Below are 18,507 nucleotides of genomic sequence, written 5' to 3'. Positions count from 1 at the left end.
CTGCGGGGTCTCGTCTAGTCCGTTTTCCCACAGGAGTCTCCGCTAATTCCACTTCAACCAAGATAGACACACAAATGATTATATCTGCACAAATTACTACACAGCCATTAGCTGGAAAATATCCAGAGCAAATTTTTAAAGCTCCTTTATCTACTCAATCTTGGACTTGGGTGAAATTCGAAGACGAAGATTACAATGAGTTTTATGGTCAATTTCAAGGCAAACCTAGCTATGTCGCCCTTTCTACTAAAAATAATTTTTGTTATGTTCTTACAGATACATTTTTATATGAGATTGATTGTGAAACCCCATCAAATTATCAAGTACGTGACTTTTGGGAAACTGGCCGTACAATTAGGAATGTAACCTTCTCTCCAGAGGGTAAGCTGCTATTTTCAGGCTACTATACAATTTTCACAATCACTAAATCTATTGATGAACTAGTTGAACTAGAGAATCCTATACCTGTAGATTATATTGAATTTGATAATTGGGAAGGTCATTTACTACACATAAGCGCTCAAACACTTATTGAAGGACAACCTATAAAGTTGATTTTTGATGCTGCCACTATGCGTTTCTCTGAAAATAAGAAAACCCTTTAAAACGTTTTCTCTTAACGTTTTAAAGGGTTTTTCGTTAACCGCACTTACTTATGATACGGCTCACCGCACCTGTTTAAACGGCGGTTTTTAATAATAACTTTCGTTTCTGTAAATTTTAGTTCTTACACCAATTTGGGTGAACTTGATGACTTTTAACCGTATTCCGTTCCCTTTCTTATATATCACCATCGACAAACCTATGATTAAGACATTGTATAGAGCAAACAAGACAACTTGTTTGTTCGTTCCTATCATTCATTCAAAATAGTTTTTTAAAAACATGGCCGTATCAGTCATTTTTAATTTTATTGAATTCTCAATCCCACAATAGCCTTTAATAAGAACAGCAGTATTTGGCTCAATTTTACCAATTAGTGTTTGATGTAATTGGTCAAGGGAATCAAAATGTTTTACATTTTCATCTAATAAGCCTGATTCTAACGCAGCTTCTCCAATTATTTTAGCTTCTTTCCCTACAGTATATAGATAATGTACCTTTCTGCTGGCTGCATAATGACCTATTTCTTTATGGGCGTGTACTGTATAGGTGCCTAAGTCAAACATGCAGCCCAAAACAGCAATCTTTGTGCCTTTACCTATATTACTTAAGACATCAATAGCTACTTTCATAGCATCAGGTTTTGCATTAAAAGTGTCATTAATGATGGTTATTTCATTTTTTAAACGATAAACTGTTAACCTGCCAAACGTTTTGTAATAAGTTCCTAAACCAAGCCGTATATCTTCTATTGAGAAACCAAATCTATGTGAAACAGCTATAGCAAATAAAGCATTATAAACATTGTGATATCCAAAAATAGGAATATAAAAAGGGCTGTTTATACCATCAATCTCCACCTGAAAATCCATTCCATTATCATTATAATGGATTTCCTTTGCCTTATAATCTGCGTTATTTTGTATGCCAATAGTAATTACTTCCCCCTTAAATCCGCCCCTATCCAGCAATTTTGAAATTGTGTCATCCTCATTTAAAAACAATATCCCATCCGGTTTCATTCCTTTAATTAATTCTGACTTCGCTGAAATCACCCCATATTTCTGATCTTCAAAATTTCCAACATGGGCTATACCTACATTGGTGATGATTCCCATATTAGGTTGAATGAGCCTGCAATGCTCCGTAATATTCCCAGCATGTGTCATACCGTATTCTAATACGATTGCCTGATAAGAGGAATCTATTTGTTTCACATATTGAGAGGTAAACCATACATCATTTCCATTTTCAAATGATTTAAACGTTTTCCAACACAGCTGTAAAATAGATGAAACCATTTCTTTGACAGTTGTTTTTCCTGAACTTCCCGTAATCGCTATGATTGGTATATCAATAACATTTTTATGCACTTATTATCACCCACTTTCCATTTCAAACCACAAATTAAAATTCCAAAAATAATAATTCATGCTTTTTTAACGTTTCCTTATTCCTAAATTATGTTAAATCATTAAAATGTTATGGATGTTTTATCCTCTTAAATGAATTAAAAGTAAAAGGATTACAATTCGAACAATCGAACCTGTAATGCTTCTTGGATTTTTTATTATTATTTACTAGTTTATTCAACATATAGATAAAAGAACAAATAGCCATATGGCCCATACATACACTGGGAAAGAAAATCGGTAACTCACCGATATCGTAAAAACTCACCGGTGAAACGCTTAATGTTTGATCAAAAAAGAAGCCAAAAAATACACCGCATACCAAATAAACACTTGCCTTTTTTTGAAAACTCCTGCTGTAGAATTTGGTTCCAATTAAAAAAGCAATTAAGATTAAGAAAAAAAGCTGACCCGAAGGAATTGTCAATTTTAACGAACATGGGTCAGCTTTTAATACAATTTAATAATTTTTATAGTTATCAAATGTATAATCTTTCTCTTGTTTTTTATTATGCAGGAAAAATTAATATAGAAACCGCCTCTTTTATGATACGGTTCATCGTGATTAATTTTAAATTGTTGATAGTAAGGTACAATCCATTCTTCAATATTCTGGCCCTTTAATTGAAAAAAGACGCTTTCTTTATTTCAGAAAAGCGCCCGATTGTTGAAGTTCTAAATACTATAATTGTTTAATTAACGCCTCTATTAGCTTAATAAAAACATTCATTTTTCGGCTTCTGTATCCAGTAAATAACCGATAAACTCCTCGTGTAATGCAGTTTCTTTTTGAAGTGACTCTCGTGTCTCTCTATCCACTAAATCAATTAAATATTTATCAGCGAGTTCATCTCCACCATCTATCATTACTAATATCGAGTGAATTACCCCTTGGATAATTTCATTTTGAACTTTACGATAAGCGTTTATTTCTTCCTTTGTTATAAGGTTGGTTTGTAGAATTTTGTACTCGTCTTCATTTTCAGACCAGAATAAATCTGAATTAGGATTCAAGCTATCAATAGCTGTTTTTGTCCAGTAGTCCTTAATATTTTTTAAGTTATGTAGAAATAACTGTTGTTTTTTATCCATATCAAATTTCCTCCGATGAAATTGTCATTAACAATAATACAACTTTCTTATTCAAGTATTCTGCCTCAATAGTTTAATTGTAAATCTTCAGAATATCTACTTTGTTTTAAAATTGTTGTTCAACAATATGGCCCGATTGTTGAACATAAGTTATATCTTTAAACACAAATAAAAGCTGAACTAATACAAAAATTAGTTCAGCTTTAAAATAACTTATTATAATGTTACACATTGTATAAAGAATACTGATACATTAAGTATATTACTTAAAATCTTGACTTTTAATAAAAATATTTGGTACTCCTTTTTATAATTATCATTTTTTCATTAGAAAAAAATTAGAATAAACCTAGTGCGTTGCCATCGTTGTCAACATCCATTTTCAATGCAGCAGGTATTTTAGGTAGGCCCGGCATTGTCATGATGTCACCTGTAAGACATACCAAAAAGTTTGCACCTAGTTTTGGAATAATTTCACGAACTGTAATTGTGAATTCTTCTGGTCGACCTAATAACTTTGGTTGGTCGGTCAATGAATATTGTGTTTTTGCCATACAAATCGGTAACGAATCCCAACCGAATTTTTCAATTTCAACCATTTGTTTTCGTGCTTTATCTGTAAACTTCACATCTTGTCCACCATAAACTTTCTGAACAATTGAACGTACTTTTTCTTCAATAGAGTCAGTCACATCATATATTGGTTTGAAATGATTTTCTTCATTCACAACTTCTAATACTGCTTTTGCAAGCTCAATACCGCCAGCACCGCCTTCTTCCCAGACGTTTGTACGTGCAATTTTAACATGATGATTATTACACCATTCAATAACCTCTGAAATCTCTGCTTCAGTATCAGTAATAAAGCGGTTCAATGCAACTATTGGCTCTACACCAAACTGACGGATAGTGTCAATGTGCTTGGCAAGGTTCGCAATACCCTTTTTAATTGCTTCGATATTTTCTGTTTTTAGTGCTGTTTTGTCTACGCCTCCATGCATTTTTAATGCACGAATGGTTGCAACGATTACCACAGCATTCGGTTTGAAGTTTCCTTGAACGGCTTTAATATCCATGAATTTTTCCGCACCTAAATCTGCACCGAATCCAGCTTCTGTTACCACAATTTCAGCAAGCTTTCGTGCCGTGTTTGTTGCTTGGATGGAGTTACATCCATGTGCTATGTTCGCAAATGGACCGCCATGGATAATAGCTGGAGTACCTTCTATTGTTTGAACAAGATTAGGTTTGAATGCATCTTTTAATAAAAGTGTAAGTGCTCCTTCAACCTTTAAGTCTCTAACAAAAACAGGTTCTTTGCCGTAAGTATAGCCGATAACGATATCAGAAATTCTCTTTTTCAAATCTTGAAGGTCTGTTGCTAAGCAAAAAATAGCCATTATTTCAGATGCGACGGTAATGTCAAAACCGTCTTCTCTTGGTATTCCTTGTCCAGGGCCACCAAGACCAATCACAACATTGCGTAGTGCACGATCATTCATATCTAGTACACGCTTCCATATTATTCTTCGTGGGTCAATTTGAAGCATATTTCCTTGGTGAATATGATTATCAATTAATGCAGCTAGTGCATTATTAGCAGTTGTAATTGCATGTAAATCACCAGTAAAATGAAGGTTGATATCATCCATTGGTAATACTTGAGCGTATCCACCGCCAGTGGCACCACCTTTAATCCCCATAACTGGTCCTAATGAAGGTTCACGAAGAGCGACAATAACATTTTGTTGTAACTTATGTAAAGCATCAGCAAGACCAACAGTCACTGTCGATTTTCCTTCTCCAGCTGGAGTTGGATTTGTTGCTGTCACAAGCACCACTTTTGCATTCGGTTTTTTTTGACCTAATTTACTCACATCAATTTTCGCTTTGTATTTACCGTAAAGTTCAAGTGCATCCTCAGGAATTCCTGCAACTGCTGCAATTTCTGTTATTGGTTGTATCATTGCATTTCTAGCAATTTCTAAATCTGATAATGGTTGGACAGTTTTTGACACAGCGGCTCCTTCTTTCGTTTCAATAATTAAAGCTGAGCATTATTATTTGATTCTCACCTTTTTGATAACATAACCATACTATAAAATAGAATATTCAGCAATTAGAGCTAAACATCGACAAAGAATTGACATTTTTTATAAAATCATGTATAGTTTATATTATTGGATAAACTATGTCTTCGATTTGCAGATGGATTCGTCCATATCTTTTTGAGTGCTAGGTGATCCATTTAGCTAAATAAGGCTGTTGATGATCTCTCATAATTTTTTAGTTGGGATACTCGACTTACCAAAATTAGCATGAGAAAATGTCAAAATTGAATTTTGTTGTTAGGAGGAACGCGTATGCACCAAGGAAAAGTAAAATGGTTCGATAACGAAAAAGGCTATGGTTTTATTGAGTACAATAATGGTGATGACGTTTTTGTCCATTTCACTGGCATTCAAGAAGAAGGATTCCGTACGTTGAATGAAGGACAAGATGTGTGTTTCGATATTATCGAAGGAAACCGCGGTCCCCAAGCTGCAAATGTAATTAAACTATAAATTAAAAAAGCTATTCAGCCGAAATGACTGAATAGCTTTTTTCTATGCCCCTAATTTTATGGCTTCGATTCTTACAATTTGATGTTTATTCACTTCATTTACGATAAATTGAAAACCATCAGCTTCAAAGAAATCTCCTTCTTTAGCATTGTCTTGTTGTGACATAAACCAGCCACCAATTGTATCAATATCTTCCTCATCAATTTGAACGCCCAACATATCATTCACTTGATCAAGCAAAACTTTCCCATCAAAACTAAAATGACCTTCAGCTACTTTTTGAATCTCTGGCAATTCATCGCCATCAAATTCATCACGAATTTCACCAACAATTTCTTCAATGATATCTTCAATTGTTACGAGTCCTGATGTACCACCATATTCATCAAGTAAAATGGCCATATGAATTCTTTCTTTTTGAAATTTAACAAGTAAATTATTTATTGGAACTGTTTCAATAATACGAATCACTGGCTGTATATATTCTTGGACAGTTTTCGATCTACTTTTATCATCTATAATAAGCGCTGATAGTAACTGTTTCATATTAACTATTCCAATTACATGGTCTTTATCACCATCTGTAACGGGATAACGTGTATATTGCTCCACATTAATCAACTCAAAAACTTCATCTAATGTGGTTTCCTTATCAATACTAACAATTTCAGTTCGAGGCACCATAATTTCCTTAGCAATCCGCTCATCAAACTCAAAAATTTGATTTACCAATTTATATTCGGAAGGATTGATTTCACCATTTTTATAACTATCGGATAAAATCATTCGTAATTCTTCTTCACTATGAACTTCTTCGCCTTCGGATTGCATTTTTAAGCCAAAAATACTCGTCAAAACTCTTGCAGATCCATTTAATAATTTGATTGCTGGATACACGATATTATGAAAGAGTATCAAAGTCCCTGAAAAATTCAAGGTAATCTTCTCTGCTTGTTGAATCGCAAATGTTTTCGGAGCTAATTCCCCTACTACAACATGTGTAAACGTTACTACTGAGAATGCCACGATAAAGGAAAGTAGAGTCGCAGTACTTCCTTCGATGCCCACAGCCTCAAAAAGTGGATGTAATAGTTTATCCGCAGTAGGTTCACCAATCCACCCTAAGCCGAGTGCTGTGATTGTAATGCCTAGTTGGCAAGCAGATAAATATTCATCTAGATGTGTCAGCACCTTTTTTGCTTTGATCGCTTTTTTGTTGCCTTCTGCTAATAACTGATCGATTCGAGTAGGCCTCACCTTTACAATAGCGAATTCAGTTGCGACGAAAAATGCAGTCATCGCGATTAAAATAACAAACAGAACTAAATTACTGGCTATTTCAATGTCCAAATACGGTCTCTCTACGTCGAATACATTTCTTCAACGTAGAGAATTCACCTCCTGTTTTTTCTTACTATTCTAAATTTAAAGGAAACCAATTAAAAAAACAAATTAAAGCTATTATTAATATATTAAATTTTCTCCAAAAATAATATAATAATTCACTTTTTTCTTACTAAAAAAACACCTTAAGAAAAAGGCGTTTTGTTTAGACACTTATCGCGCTGCTGCAACAGCGGCAAAAAACTCTTCATATAATGCTTGTATAATCAGCTCCTGATATTTTTCTTGTACACCAAATGACAAGCTTACTTCAGAAGATCCCTGATTAATCATTTCGATATTTGCACCTGTTTTTGAAATGGCTGTTGCTGCGCGTGCCGCTAAACCAGTGTTGTTTTTCATTCCTTCTCCTACTACAACTACCATGGAGAATCCATGACGGAAGTATACATCATCTACATGTAATTCACTATAAACTCGTTTAACAATTCGATTTTCTTTTTCAGGTGTTAGTTGATGCTTACGAATAATGACTGAAATATCATCCAATCCCGATGGTATATGCTCATAAGAAATACGTTCTTCTTCTAGAATTTGAAGTAACTTACGTCCAAATCCAATCTCTCTATTCATTAAAACTTTACTTACATATAAAATAGAGAATTCAGAGTCAGCTGATATCCCTGTTACCGGTCTAGGATTTCCTTTACGTTTTGAAACAATTCTTGTACCCTCTGCTTGAGGATTATTTGTATTTTTTATATTAACGGGAATATCTAATTTTACGACTGGCATTAACGCTTCATCATGAAATACAGAAAAACCTGCATAGGACAACTCACGCATTTCTCTGTAAGTAATTTCATGGATTTCTGAAGGATTATTTACCACTTTTGGATTGGCGCTAAAAACACAATCTACATCTGTAAAATTTTCATACAAATCGGCATGAATAGATGCTGCCAAAATAGAGCCAGTAATATCAGAGCCACCACGATCAAATGTACGTAATACTCCTTCTTTTGTATAGCCAAAGAAACCAGGGAAAACAATCACTTCTGATGAATTTTTTAGTAAGTTCAAATTAACATAGGCTTCTGGTTGAGCTTGAGCTCGTTCAGGTGCATCATTAACAATTAAGCCAGCTTCTTTTGGGTTAATATATTTGGATTGAATGCCAATACTGTTAAAAAATTGTGCGATCATTTTGGCATTATTATCTTCACCACTAGCTTTTAACGTATCAAGCAAATATTCATCGCTAATTTTAGATGCTTCATCAATACGTGCATGTAAATCTGTTGCAATTTCTTCAACAATTGAAAGTTCAAGGCCTAATCCTTCTGCATTTTCTTGATAGCGAGCTACGACCTTTTGAAGTTTATCTTCGAATTCTTTCCCTTCAATTACCGCTTCTGCTAACTCGATTAATAAATCAGTAACTTTTATATCTTCACTATATCGTTTACCAGGCGCAGAAACTACTACAAATCTTCTACTAGCATCTGAATTTACAATTGCGGCTACTTTTTTGATTTGTTCTGCACTCGCGACTGAAGTTCCACCAAATTTACATACTTTCATCTCATCAGATCCTTACATTATTTTTCTGTTTGTATTTCCATAGTAAACAATTGTTTTTTCACAGTGTACAAATTATACTAAAAATAGTCAATACTTTTATCAAAATTACTATTATTATTTTTAAATTGAACAATTTTCAAATACATACTGGCTATTTTTTTATGCTTTATGTTTTGTTCCCTTATTATTTCATTCACTTCAGTACTTAATAAAACACCATAAGAAAACCCTTATGGTGTTTTTTCCTAAATAATCTATATTTTAATTAATTATGATTTAGTATACACTTTTAATAATTCTTGACCCAAAAACTGCAATTGCTCACCAACTGTACAAGATTCAATACAAAATTTATGAGCACCGGATTTGCCGCGTTCTTTTCTCATGTGTTTTCTAGCTAAACAATCTTCACAATAGTTTTCTAATAGTTCATCGATTTCTTTAACGATGGCTACCTGCTCCATCAAAGTAACTCACCTCATTTGCAGTATTCGTCTATTCTACAACCGTTATGTGTTAAGATGCAAGTATAGAACTAGGAAGTGGTGATGAGATGTTAGAAGTATATATTGATGCCGCAAGCGCAGGCAATCCCGGTCCCAGTGCGATTGGAATTTTCATAAAAGGAGAGGGACACCAAGTTCAAATAAGTGAGCCTGTTGGTATAACAAATAATCATATTGCTGAATTTATGGCTCTTATTCGTGGATTGCAGGAAGCTGCAAAATTATCGACACATATAATTTCTGTTCGTTCCGATTCTAAAATTGTAGTTGCTTCTATTGAAAAAGAATTTGTAAAAAATGAAGATTACAAACCCTATTTAGAGGAAGCCTTGAAACTTACAGAGCAATTTGAATTATTCTTTATTAAATGGATTCCTGATTCGCAAAACAAAGCGGCAGATGCTCTTGCACGACAGGGTATTCAAAAGGGAACCAATAAATAAGCAATTAATAAGGACTGATTTTTGCTTTATGCAAGGATCAGTTCTTATTATGACCCTTTCAAGCTGTTTGATGCGTTGAATTTTGAACTGTTTTCACAAAGTAAGTAATACATGTTATGAAGATTACTACTGCTGCAACTACGTAAACTGAATCATAATGATAATAAGTTGCAACAATTCCTAATAACCATGATCCAAGTGCAATCCCAACATCGAATAATGTAAAGAATGTCGCTGTTGCGTAACCACTTCTGCTATGTTCTACTGATTGCAAACAAAGTGATTGGAAACTTGGAACTAATGCACCGTAACCTAAACCTATAAAAACACCTGCTATCAAAAATAGCGCAGGACCGTTTACAAATGCTAAGGTCAATAAACCGATTACGAAACAAAGGAACCCTGGAATTATAACATACTTTGGCCCTTTTGTGTCATATAATTTCCCTGTGAATGGACGAGTAATTAGCATTGCTGCAGCATACACTACATAAAACACAGTGGCTACTTCCATTAAGTTGCGTTCCTTAGCATAGACAGATAGGAAAGATAATACGCTTGAATAGGAAAAAGCAATTAAACAAGCAAAAAACGCATACGGTAATGCTTTTTTCTCAAATAAATCCGAAAATGAGAATGTTAATTTATCTGGTTTAGGTGGAATTGGAAGGTCATCAAGCTTAATCGACATAGCACAAATAGAACCTAAAATAATTACAACACTCATAATGATAAACAAAATTTCAAAATTTAAGTATTGAATAACAAGTAATCCGATAAATGGTCCTAATACGACTGCTAAGTTTAATGACATTGTAAAATAACCAAGTCCTGCACCTTTTCGGGATTTTGGTACAATATCTGCAGCAATTGAGTTATTGGCAGTTGTTAAAACACTAAATGAAATCCCTTGGATAAATCGTAATATTAATAATAAAATGAATGGTTTTATAAAAATATATAAAATAGTAGTAATTAAATAGAAGACTAAGCTCATGATTAACATATTTCTTTTCCCTACTATATCAAGTACTTTACCTGTAAATGGTCGAGTGATAATAGCTGAAAGTAAGAAGATTGAAAGTAATAATCCAGCATCACCTTCTGAACGATTGAGTTCCCCTATAGCATACAGTGGCAACACAGAAACTAATCCATAAAACACAAAAAACACACTCATATTTGTGCAAAATAAACTAATAAATCTTTTTGTCCATATTCTATTTTGGTCTTCCAAAAAACATCATCCCTTCAATTTTTGTAAGAGTGACAAAAACATCTGTTGTTCTTCAGTCGATAAATCTTTTGCAAGTGAATTTTCAAATTGCATAACAGCAGCTTCAACTGCTGGATACTTTTCAAGACCTTGCTCTGATAATGTAATGATTCTAGAGCGACGATCTTCCCCCTCCTGACGTACTAACCATCCTAATTGTTCTAATCTCGAAACTGTCCGTGTGACAGTAGGCGCTTCAACATTCAAATACTTCCATATCTCAGTTAAAGTCATCGTCTTATGGCGATAAACAGTATACAAAATAGTCCACTGACTATTGTATAAACCATAATCCTTTAGTACATCATTTAAACTATTTGTAAATTTTCGTGTCGTTTGAAAGATTTCGTGAAAAATTATGTTCATATTGTCCTCCCTAAATTATTTACCTAGGTAAATAACAATATTAATTGTATTCTTAAGTTTTATTTTTGTAAATAGTTTTTGTCATAATACAAGAAGTAAGATCATTACCATTGTATTATTACAATAAAAAAGACTTAATAACCTCTTAATAGGCCATTAAGTCTCTTGACTATTCGATAATATTCATCAAAGCTCCAATTGCTCCACTGAAGCCATGATCTTCTAAAAATACAGGTGTTTTCTTTTTTAAAATAGTATAGTCAGCGATAATTTCCCGTAATTTATCATTATGATCTAATGTTGTACCAATATAGAGAATATATTCGGCATCCATTTGATTTGCTAATTGTATACTTAATGTAGTAATTACTTCACCAACTAAACCTTGTACTGTTGCCAATATATCAGCTTGTTCGTATTTTTCAAATTCTTTAATTCCAACTTTGCCAAAATTACTAGCTGTCAAGGTAGGCTTAAGCTCGGATGGTGTATCCATTCCTTGATAAATGTCTTGAACTAACAGGTCAATCCCTTGTCGGTTCCCGTCCTTTGCAAGTTGAAGAACTTCCTGATAATCATGGATGCCCGTTGTTAAAGCAGCAAGTCCTATTAATGTACCTCCGCCAACACCAGTTCCTCCAACTCTCATATGTTCCTTCTCGTCCATAAAATGAATGGAAGTTCCAGTACCAATATTCGTAATAATACTTTTATCGAATTGGTACCCTTCTTTAGCTAATTGATAACGAACACCTTTTAATGTCGCCTCAAATTCTACTATATAATGAACAGATTTAACTGAGTCTAACATCAATTTTACTTGCTCTGTTCGACCACCTGTTAAACCAATTTTTTGAATATCATTTTGTTGATGAATCCAGTCTATAACAGCTGGTAAATCATTTGATGGGAAATGCTTTAGCTGTATTTCATTCATATCATTTAAGTATGCCAGCTTTGTAAGCGTTCCTCCAGCGTCTATTCCAATTGCCTTTGTCATACAAATCTCCTTTTTAATCGACCAATAACACTTTACTCCGTTTCATTAGAAAGTGCAATTTGCTTTTTGAAAATCAATTTGTTTTTTCTTTAGTATGTTGTAATCATCTTCGGATGATGATGAACTCATATCGCTTTAATATTTTAAATATTATAGCACATTGGGTATATCTTGAAAATGCTTTCATAGCTTTATGTAATCATAAATTTAGAGATAATCAAATACTTTTGAAGAATACTATAAAAAGCCTATATCGTTTAGTTAGCTTCGTCGCAGAAAAATTCCCCTCTACGTTTATTAAGTTGAAATCATGAAGAATGAATGAAAATGTATATTTAATTTTCTATTTTGCCGAATTTGAAGTAGGATATAGTTAATGCTTTATTTTGAACGGAGGAAGTTCCAATTGAAACAACAAAAAGAATTATATAAAGAAGCGATGTCTGTTTTAAAAGCAACAAGCCGCACTTTCTTTATTCCTATTACATTTTTAGAAAGAGAGTTAAAAACGACAGTTGCAACAGCTTATTTATGTATGCGCGCGATTGATGAGATTGAGGATCATGAAGAATTACCTAATCATGTAAAAACAGAATTACTAAATTCAACTAGTAAATTATTATTAAAGCCCTTTGATAATGAAGCTTATCTGAAATTATTAGAGCCTTATGCTGATCAATTACCAGAAGTTTCTTTACGTCTTGCAGATTGGTTAGCACTATGCCCAGATGAAATTCGAGATACAGTAGCCGCTTCAACTAGTGAAATGGCAGAAGGTATGGCAAAATGGGCCTCAAAGGGTTGGATTGTTAAAACAAAGGAAGATTTAGATGAATATACTTATTATGTGGCTGGTCTTGTTGGCGTGATGTTATCTGATATTTGGCGCTGGGGTGCTGGTATCGAAACTGATCGAGAACTTGCAATCAGTTATGGTCGAGGATTACAAATTGTCAATATTTTACGTAATCAAGAAGAGGATAAAGAGCGCGGAGTAAGCTTTGTTCCAGAAGGATGGACACGTGATGACCTTTTCCAATATGCTGAAGAAAATTTAGCCAAAGCTGACGAATACAATAAAAGCATTTCTAAACGTAGTATTTCAATGTTCTGTAAAATTCCATTAGCATTAGCACATAAAACACTTGAAGCCATGCGCAAAGGTCATGAAAAAATGACTCGTAAAGAAGTCGAACAAACTGTTGAAGAAGTTACTGCAGAGTAACCAGATATTTAAGTGTAGAAATTTTATAATATAAAGCTGGTAGCAACAATGCAACCAGCTTTTTTTATTCACTTTATCATTTATTCATTATTATTTTTAATAACATACTCGCACAGTTTGCGGAAATTATTAATAAATATTTCATTTGTTTCTTTCGTTCTTTTTTTAGGACCTTTCGTACGACCACCAGCTTGACGAATTTTCTGATTTAAATGACGTGAGTATAAAAGTTGATCGATATTATTTGAAGTATACTGCAAACCATTCTGATTCATCACATAAGCGCCTCTAGCTAACACCATTGCGGCAAGTCCATAATCTTGTGTAATCGTAATATCCCCTTTTTTAATTCGATTGACAAGCTCAAAATCGACTGCATCTGCTCCTTTAGAAACAACAACGGTTTTCACCCCTTCTATTTCAAAAAGGTGGGATGTATCACAAAAGATAATTACTTCTAATCGGAATTCCTTTGCAATTTTAATAGTTTCTGAAACAACAGGACAGCCATCGGCATCAATACATATTTTTGTCATCTGACTTCCCTCCTATATATAGTTTACCTTTTTTAACCTAACATTATATGGCTAAATTGTCACAATTGTTAGCGCTTTCAAGTTGAAATATCTGTTAATTTTGTATTTTTATAATATTAGATGATTGAAAATTCATACGATTATGTCTAATATATGTTTATAAGTCAAAATTTTATGGGGGTTTTTCTTAATGATTACAGCGATGTCAGATTCACAAAAATTAGCAACTGAGTATATTGATAGTGTGTATAACAATCTTATGAAACATCATGATCATGAACCTGAATTCTTACAAGCAGTAAAAGAAATTCTATATTCATTAACACCTGTCTTTTCACAACGTCCTGAATATATGCAAGCAAGCCTTTTAGAACGAATTGTTGAACCAGAACGTGTTGTAAAATTTCGAGTTTCTTGGGAAGATGATCAAGGTAAAATCCAAGTTAACCGAGGGTATCGAGTACAATACAGTTCAGCAATTGGACCTTACAAAGGGGGACTTCGCTTCCATCCATCTGTAAACGAAAGTATCATTAAATTCCTAGGTTTTGAACAAATTTTCAAAAACTCTTTAACTGGCCAACCAATCGGAGGTGCTAAAGGGGGTTCTGACTTTGATCCTAAAGGTAAATCAGATGCAGAAATCATGCGCTTCTGTCAAGCATTTATGACAGAGTTACACAAATATATTGGACCAGATGTAGACGTTCCAGCAGGTGACATAGGTGTAGGAGCACGTGAAATTGGATTCTTATTTGGTCAATACAACCGCATCCGTGGTGCATACGAACCTGGTGTAATTACAGGTAAATTACCTCGTTTTGGTGGATCATTGGCTCGTAAAGAAGCAACTGGTTATGGCTGTGTTTACTTCGTACAAGAAATGCTAAAAGAAATTGATATGACTTTTGAAGGCGCAACTGTTGTCGTATCTGGTTCAGGTAATGTATCCACTTATGCAATTGAAAAAGCACAACAATTAGGTGCAACAGTTGTAGCTTGTTCTGATTCTAATGGTTATATTTATGATCCAAATGGTATCAATTTAGATACAGTGAAAGAAATTAAAGAAGTTCGTCATGGTCGTATTAAAGAATATGTTGAAACACATCCAGATGCAACATATAAAGAAGGTTGTTATGGTATTTGGACAATTCCATGTGACATTGCCCTTCCATGTGCAACTCAAAATGAAATTGATGAAGAATCAGCAAAAATACTTGTTGAAAACGGTTTGAAAGCTGTTGGTGAAGGAGCAAATATGCCTTCAACACTTCAAGCCATTGACGTTTATTTTGCAAACAATGTATTGTTTGCACCTGCAAAAGCAGCAAATGCTGGTGGTGTAGCTGTTTCAGCATTAGAAATGGCGCAAAATAGTATGCGTTTATTCTGGACATTCGAAGAAGTAGACGAAAAACTACATGATATTATGAAATCCATTTATCAAAACAGCGTAGAAGCGGCAAAAGAATTTGGTCATGAAGGAAATCTATTAATTGGGGCGAACATTGCTGGATTCTTAAAAGTTGCTGACGCAATGATTGCACAAGGTGTAATTTAATTTATTAATTTGCTAAAGCAGTAAATCCTTATGGGTTTACTGCTTTTTATCATTATATGTATCTATTTTTGCTATTTTTTCTTTCTTTAGGATATTTTTCACTATTACCATTAACAATAACTTACAATAACATTGAAATGGGGGTATGAAAAATGGAACTAATTTACGAAGGAAAAACAAAGGATGTATTTAAAGTTGATGAGGGGCATTTAGTATTGCAGTTCAAGGATGATGTTACTGGTAACAATGGGGTATTTGATCCAGGAGCAAATACTGTTGGGTTAACGATTGAAGGTGCAGGTCGCGCAGGTCTTAGCTTAACAACATACTTTTATAAAAGACTAAATGCTATTGATGTTCCAACACACTTTATTTCTTCAAACATTGAAGAATCGACAATGACTGTAAAACCTGCAACTGTTTTCGGTAATGGGTTAGAAGTTATTTGTCGATTCCGTGCGGACGGTAGCTTTTTAAGACGTTATGGTGCTTATGTTGAAGAGGACCAAGAACTCGACTCTTTTGTTGAAGTAACGATTAAAGACGACGAACGACAAGATCCACCTATTTCAAAAGATGCATTAGCAATGCTTGACATTTTAACTGAAGAAGAATATGAAGTATTAAAGCAGCATGCAATTGATATTTCAAATTTTGTAAGAACTGAATTAGCCAAAAAAGGATTAACACTTCACGATATTAAATTAGAATTTGGTCGTGACGCAAAAACTGGTGAAATATTATTAATTGATGAAATTTCTGGTGGTAATATGCGCGTTTATAAAGAAAAAAAATACATTGAACCATTGGAACTTGAAAAAATAATATTAGCAAAATAAGAAAATACCACCTAACGATAAATCCCCGCTTTCCCGCGACATATCGTTAGGTTTTTTTAATTTATCTGAAATATTTTACTTTACGAAATATACGATTTATAATGAAATTAATTCGTATTACGTAATAAAGGAGTGTTTCAATTGATAAATAATGTTCTAAAACGTCAAGATATTCCTGTTGCTGAAACTTGGGATTTATCACCACTTGTTCCAAATGAAGAAGCTTATAATACAGGTGTCCAAAAAATCCTTGAAGATGCGAAAAAATTCAATGCTAAATATCAAGGACAAATTACTGATGCAAAGCAAATTGTCAATGTTATCACAGATTATGAAGCTTTTGAAGTGTCAACAATTCCTTTTAGTGCATTTATGGAATTAGATCTTGAAACAGATCAAACAAATGATACAGCTCAAATTCGAACTAGTAAATTCGCTACAGTTTCTTCTCAAATTGCTAGTTTAGTATCATTTGTACATAGCGAAATTTTAGAATTATCTACTGAACTATTAGAAGAAGCTATTCAACTAGCACCAAACTATACGCATTATATCAATCGTTTAATAGCTCAAAAACAACATCAGCTACATCCTGAAGTTGAAAAGACATTAGCTGCACTAGGTTCCACCTTTAATGCATCTTACGGTTTGTACAATACAGCTAAATTAGTTGATATGAAATTTGAAAACTTCACAGTTGGTAATAAAAGCTACCCATTAAGCTATAACCTTTTTGAAGGTGATTGGGAATTAGAATCTGATACTGCAGTTCGTCGCGAGGCTTTTAAAGCTTTCTCTGATAAACTAAGTGATTATCAACATACAACAGCTAAAACATATAACACTCATGTTCAAACTGAAAAAACAATCGCCGATTTACGTGGCTATGACTCAGTAATTGATTATTTATTATTTGAACAAGAAGTCGATCGTGATTTATATAATCGTCAAATTGATGTCATTATGAAGGAATTAGCACCTCAAATGCGTCGTTATGCAAAACTTCTACAAAAAGAACATGGTTTAGACAAAATGACTTTTGCTGATTTGAAAGTCTCACTTGATCCAGATTATGAACCTTCTATTACAATCGAAGAATCACGAGATTATATGAAAAAGGCTTTAGGTGTTATGGGTGATGACTATTTAGAAATGATTGATAGTGCATTTGATGATCGTTGGATAGACTTTGCGAATAATGAAGGAAAATCCACAGGTGCATTCTGCTCTAGCCCATATGGTTCCCATTCATATATTTTAATTTCTTGGACACAACGTATGAACGAAGTCTTCGTATTAGCTCATGAACTAGGACATGCAGGTCATTTTAGAAATGCACAAAGAAGTCAATCACTTTTCAATAGTGAATCTTCAACTTATTTCGTTGAAGCACCATCTACGATGAATGAAATGTTGATGGCTAATTACTTACTTGAACATTCAGATGATCCACGTTTCAAACGCTGGGTAATTGCATCAATTGTTGCTCGTACTTATTACCATAACTTTGTCACTCACCTTTTAGAAGCTGCTTATCAACGTAAAGTGTATGAATTAGTGGATGCTGGCGAAGGTGTTAATGCTAACATTTTAAACAACTTGAAACGCTCTGTTTTGGAAGAATTCTGGGGCAACGATGTAGAAATCAACGAAGGTGCAGAACTAACTTGGATGCGCCAACCTCACTACTACATGGGCTTATATCCTTACACTTATAGTGCAGGACTAACTATTTCTACTCAAGTATCACAACGTATTTTACATGAAGGTCAAACAGCTGTAGATGATTGGTTAAAAGTGTTACAAGCTGGTGGTACAAAGACACCTGTTGAATTAACACAAATGGCTGGAGTCAATATTACAACCGACAAACCACTTCAGGATACAATCGCCTTTATCGGCTCATTAATTGATCAACTAGAAGAATTGACTGAAGAAATTCATAAAGTAAATTAATAAAAGCTAAAATCGTTAAAAACAAAATAATGTGATTGTGCCATAAGAATGAATGACTCCTAAAAGTATTTCATTAGGTGACTTGGGTATGAGTTCAGTATTGTACAGGACTCATACCTTTTAATTTTGTCATTTTTCGATTGTAATAGAATCAATTTAATAGTATTAATCTGTTTTCTGAATGATGTGGAATTAGC

17 protein-coding genes are annotated in these 18,507 nt (G+C 33.7%); 7 read left to right on the top strand and 10 right to left on the bottom strand.

Going from position 1 to position 18,507, the window contains the following annotated elements; genetic code table 11:
• On the top strand, window positions 1-605 hold a 605-nt coding region (locus tag ABE048_RS00085), incomplete at its 5' end, for a hypothetical protein (RefSeq protein ID WP_430308444.1).
• 255 nt (window positions 606-860) lie between these two features.
• On the opposite strand, the gene ABE048_RS00080 is transcribed toward ABE048_RS00085, so the two are convergent.
• The 3 genes from ABE048_RS00080 to ABE048_RS00070 all read right to left on the bottom strand — a co-directional run bounded on the left by ABE048_RS00080 (window position 861) and on the right by ABE048_RS00070 (window position 5,125).
• Window positions 861-1,976 carry a UDP-N-acetylmuramoyl-tripeptide--D-alanyl-D-alanine ligase gene (locus tag ABE048_RS00080; protein ID WP_430308443.1) on the bottom strand — a complete coding sequence of 372 codons (1,116 nt, stop codon included), beginning with the start codon at window positions 1,974-1,976 and terminating at the stop codon, window positions 861-863.
• A gap of 765 nt (window positions 1,977-2,741) precedes the next feature.
• Window positions 2,742-3,107: a histidine kinase gene (locus ABE048_RS00075; protein WP_430308442.1), complete on the bottom strand. Its 366-nt coding sequence runs from the start codon at window positions 3,105-3,107 to the stop codon at window positions 2,742-2,744.
• A gap of 338 nt (window positions 3,108-3,445) precedes the next feature.
• Complete coding sequence (locus ABE048_RS00070) at window positions 3,446-5,125, bottom strand: formate--tetrahydrofolate ligase (RefSeq protein WP_430308441.1); 1,680 nt, start codon at window positions 5,123-5,125, stop codon at window positions 3,446-3,448.
• A gap of 345 nt (window positions 5,126-5,470) precedes the next feature.
• On the opposite strand from ABE048_RS00070, the gene ABE048_RS00065 reads away from it, so the two are divergent.
• On the top strand, window positions 5,471-5,671 hold the full coding sequence (locus ABE048_RS00065; protein ID WP_430308440.1) for a cold-shock protein: 201 nt from the start codon (window positions 5,471-5,473) through the stop codon (window positions 5,669-5,671).
• A gap of 42 nt (window positions 5,672-5,713) precedes the next feature.
• On the opposite strand, the gene ABE048_RS00060 is transcribed toward ABE048_RS00065, so the two are convergent.
• The 3 genes from ABE048_RS00060 to ABE048_RS00050 all read right to left on the bottom strand — a co-directional run bounded on the left by ABE048_RS00060 (window position 5,714) and on the right by ABE048_RS00050 (window position 9,063).
• Window positions 5,714-7,021 (bottom strand): hemolysin family protein, encoded by a 1,308-nt coding sequence (locus tag ABE048_RS00060; protein WP_430308439.1) that lies wholly within the window; start codon window positions 7,019-7,021, stop codon window positions 5,714-5,716.
• 207 nt (window positions 7,022-7,228) lie between these two features.
• Window positions 7,229-8,599 carry an aspartate kinase gene (locus tag ABE048_RS00055; RefSeq protein ID WP_430308438.1) on the bottom strand — a complete coding sequence of 457 codons (1,371 nt, stop codon included), beginning with the start codon at window positions 8,597-8,599 and terminating at the stop codon, window positions 7,229-7,231.
• Between the two features lie 269 nt (window positions 8,600-8,868).
• Window positions 8,869-9,063: a zinc-finger domain-containing protein gene (locus tag ABE048_RS00050; RefSeq protein WP_430308437.1), complete on the bottom strand. Its 195-nt coding sequence runs from the start codon at window positions 9,061-9,063 to the stop codon at window positions 8,869-8,871.
• A gap of 89 nt (window positions 9,064-9,152) precedes the next feature.
• Here ABE048_RS00050 and ABE048_RS00045 point away from each other — a divergent pair, with 89 nt between their 5' ends.
• Window positions 9,153-9,548: a ribonuclease HI family protein gene (locus ABE048_RS00045; protein WP_430308436.1), complete on the top strand. Its 396-nt coding sequence runs from the start codon at window positions 9,153-9,155 to the stop codon at window positions 9,546-9,548.
• Window positions 9,549-9,606: 58 nt separating this feature from the next.
• On the opposite strand, the gene ABE048_RS00040 is transcribed toward ABE048_RS00045, so the two are convergent.
• From ABE048_RS00040 to coaW, 3 genes are all read right to left on the bottom strand, one after another.
• On the bottom strand, window positions 9,607-10,713 hold the full coding sequence (locus tag ABE048_RS00040) for an MFS transporter (protein WP_430308435.1): 1,107 nt from the start codon (window positions 10,711-10,713) through the stop codon (window positions 9,607-9,609).
• Between the two features lie 78 nt (window positions 10,714-10,791).
• A complete protein-coding gene (locus ABE048_RS00035; RefSeq protein WP_430308434.1) occupies window positions 10,792-11,190 on the bottom strand; it encodes a MarR family winged helix-turn-helix transcriptional regulator in 399 nt (132 codons plus the stop codon).
• A 169-nt stretch (window positions 11,191-11,359) separates the two neighbouring features.
• A complete protein-coding gene (coaW, locus tag ABE048_RS00030) occupies window positions 11,360-12,190 on the bottom strand; it encodes a type II pantothenate kinase (protein WP_430308433.1) in 831 nt (276 codons plus the stop codon).
• 406 nt (window positions 12,191-12,596) lie between these two features.
• Between coaW and ABE048_RS00025 the strand changes: the two genes are divergently transcribed.
• Window positions 12,597-13,415: a squalene/phytoene synthase family protein gene (locus ABE048_RS00025; RefSeq protein WP_430308432.1), complete on the top strand. Its 819-nt coding sequence runs from the start codon at window positions 12,597-12,599 to the stop codon at window positions 13,413-13,415.
• A gap of 80 nt (window positions 13,416-13,495) precedes the next feature.
• On the opposite strand, the gene ABE048_RS00020 is transcribed toward ABE048_RS00025, so the two are convergent.
• Window positions 13,496-13,951 (bottom strand): YaiI/YqxD family protein, encoded by a 456-nt coding sequence (locus ABE048_RS00020; RefSeq protein WP_430308431.1) that lies wholly within the window; start codon window positions 13,949-13,951, stop codon window positions 13,496-13,498.
• A 190-nt stretch (window positions 13,952-14,141) separates the two neighbouring features.
• Between ABE048_RS00020 and gdhA the strand changes: the two genes are divergently transcribed.
• The 3 genes from gdhA (at window position 14,142) to pepF (ending at window position 18,310) form a co-directional block, all read left to right on the top strand.
• The gene (gene gdhA / locus ABE048_RS00015) at window positions 14,142-15,515 is read left to right on the top strand and encodes an NADP-specific glutamate dehydrogenase (protein ID WP_430308430.1); all 1,374 of its coding nucleotides are present in this window, start codon (window positions 14,142-14,144) and stop codon (window positions 15,513-15,515) included.
• Window positions 15,516-15,667: 152 nt separating this feature from the next.
• Window positions 15,668-16,354 (top strand): phosphoribosylaminoimidazolesuccinocarboxamide synthase, encoded by a 687-nt coding sequence (locus ABE048_RS00010; RefSeq protein WP_430308429.1) that lies wholly within the window; start codon window positions 15,668-15,670, stop codon window positions 16,352-16,354.
• Window positions 16,355-16,495: 141 nt separating this feature from the next.
• Window positions 16,496-18,310 (top strand): oligoendopeptidase F, encoded by a 1,815-nt coding sequence (pepF, locus tag ABE048_RS00005; protein WP_430308428.1) that lies wholly within the window; start codon window positions 16,496-16,498, stop codon window positions 18,308-18,310.
• The last annotated feature ends 197 nt before the right edge of the window (window positions 18,311-18,507 follow it).

Origin of the sequence: Rummeliibacillus pycnus, from assembly GCF_050459865.1 — a bacterium.
GTDB lineage: Bacteria > Bacillota > Bacilli > Bacillales_A > Planococcaceae > Rummeliibacillus > Rummeliibacillus pycnus_B.
The sequence above is the reverse complement of the archived record's forward strand: the minus strand, read 5'-3'. Positions and strand labels throughout refer to the sequence as shown.